Origin of the sequence: Enterovibrio qingdaonensis (genome assembly GCF_028683135.1) — a bacterium.
Lineage (GTDB): Bacteria > Pseudomonadota > Gammaproteobacteria > Enterobacterales > Vibrionaceae > Enterovibrio > Enterovibrio qingdaonensis.
On sequence record NZ_JAJUBB010000051.1, the window covers coordinates 1 to 2,141 of the forward strand.

At 44.8% G+C, this 2,141-nt stretch carries 2 protein-coding genes; one reads left to right on the forward strand and one right to left on the reverse strand.

The window, feature by feature from the left end:
* Positions 1-259 precede the first annotated feature (259 nt).
* On the forward strand, positions 260-703 hold the full coding sequence (locus tag LRP49_RS25050) for a hypothetical protein (protein WP_169600820.1): 444 nt from the start codon (positions 260-262) through the stop codon (positions 701-703).
* Positions 704-1,045: 342 nt separating this feature from the next.
* Here the strand turns inward: LRP49_RS25050 and LRP49_RS25055 are convergent, their stop codons facing one another.
* Positions 1,046-2,062, reverse strand: coding sequence for an IS110 family RNA-guided transposase (locus LRP49_RS25055; protein WP_274146387.1), 1,017 nt, complete (start codon positions 2,060-2,062; stop codon positions 1,046-1,048).
* Positions 2,063-2,141 lie beyond the last annotated feature (79 nt).

Genomic DNA, 2,141 nt, shown 5'->3' on the forward strand with positions numbered 1-2,141 from the left:
ATTGAGTCTTCTCCTTTTTGGGTTTCGTCGCCTTCCAGCTTAGCCAGTCGGTTAAGCTGGAGGAGAAGGCTCAATGAGTATCAAAGCATTTAAGACGGATTCCCAACGCATGGCGTTTTCGGCTTACTTCAGTTTAAGTGTTTATGTCACAATGGGTTAGGTTTGGTGGTAGGCGTTGCTCACCACTTAATGCGGCGTTAGCACTCTCTACGTATATTTAGCAACATCTAATGTAATTTATTGGTCCTATGAGGCAGTTATGAGCAAAATCCACACGAAAAATGGTTTTCATTATAAGCACACAAAAAGTTGTTACGGTGGTGTTTGGAGCCATACTTGGTATATCAAGCCCGTAGAATCAGAAATTTTCCTCGTTTATACAAATACGGATACCTTCAAAACTTTAAAGGCTGATGTTGAAAATTTTCTATCGAACCCGCAAAAAGCTCGAGAGTACTATTTTGCTGACTTAGCTAGAAAAAGTGATGTGGAATTTGCACTAAAGCAATTAGCTGACGCTGAAGCTCGTTATGAAAGGGTTCACTCTCCTGATTTTGACATTAAGGGTAATAATCCAAATGCAGAAACTCGTGCTCGTCGAAATGCAGAGAGTCAGTTGTTTTCAGCGAGAGCAGCGTTAGAGCAAGCACAAAGGTACCAAGCAATTTTAGGTAATGCGCCTTCATGTGAGTCAGAGTGCTAACAAACAATTTAAGAGGGATTCCCAACGCTTGGCACTTTTGCTTCTACTTAAGTTTTAGTGTTTATGGCACAATGCTTTAGGTTTGGGTGGAGGCGTTGTTCACCTATATGGTCTCCCCCTGTTTTGCAAGTCAGTAACAGAATCAAAGAGCAGGTTAACTACCATATATACGGCCTGTTTAAGCGGCTTTAGCCTTGGCCAAGATGAGGCAGTCGAACACGAAGTCCTAATCACCTTAACGAACTCGAGGTTCAGGGTGAGCAGAAGGTTTTCAACGTGTAGGAATTATCCTGATTTTCATCTTATTACGTCCTTTGCAAAGTGGGTGATTGCTCTTCTTGATTAAGCGGGTTGATACGTTTCTTTCTTAGTAATGATCGCCCAAGCGATACGCATGAGCTTGTTGGCAATGGCTACCGCAGCGCGGTTAGGCCCTCGTCTCTCAGCAACCTCAAGCATCCATTTACTGAATTTGTCAGACTTAAATTTGGCCCTTCGCAGTGCGGCTCTTGCTCCATGGATGAGCAACGAACGGATATAGGTATTACCCGTTTTGGTGATGCCTAGTAACTGGACTTTTCCGCCAGTTGTATCTTGTTTGGGGACTAATCCCATGGCTGCGGAGGCATCACGGCCATTGTGAAATTGCTCACCTGAGCCTAGCCATACAGCAACCGCTTGACTGGTAATCGTGCCGTAGCCCGGAATAGTCATTAGTCGCTGTGCGTTATCGAATGACTTAGCGGTTTGCTCAAGCTTACGGTCAAACCAATCAATTTGTTCATTGAGTGCATGATAACGCTCGAACTGGCAGTGAATAAGCTCCCTCATGATAGAAGAGAGTTGGTTGTCTGCGTCTTCTAAGATGTGAGGGATAGCCTTGCAGAAAGCGGTTTTCCCGACAGCAATAACGATACCGTATTCGGCGATTAAGCCACGAATTTGATTAATCATTCTGGTGCGTTCAGAGACAAGAAGGCGTCGCATACGTATGAGGGATTGCACATCCTGTTGTGCAATGGACTTAGCTTGAACGGGAAATGCCCTGCCGATAAGTGCGACTTCTGCGATAGCTTCCGCATCGTTATAGTCATTCTTTTGCTTACGTCGTTGTTTTTTGACATGTTGTGGCGGATAAAGGATGACTGAGTGCCCGAGCTTAGAGAACTCCCTGGCCCAATAGTGCGCAGATGAGCATGCTTCCATCGCAATAGTGGCGCAGGGTTTATTTGCAATGCATTGAAGCAACTTGTTGCGGGTAATTTTATGTCGACCTACGTTCTTACCGTTTTGATTGATTTCGAAAAGGTAGAACACAGATTTAGCGAGGTCGATACCAATAATATTGTGCTGAGTCATGGCCTGCTCCTTTGATGTATTGGTGCATCACCAAGCTTGGCTCAAAGCCTGCTGGGGTGGTAGGGGGAGACCATCTCAT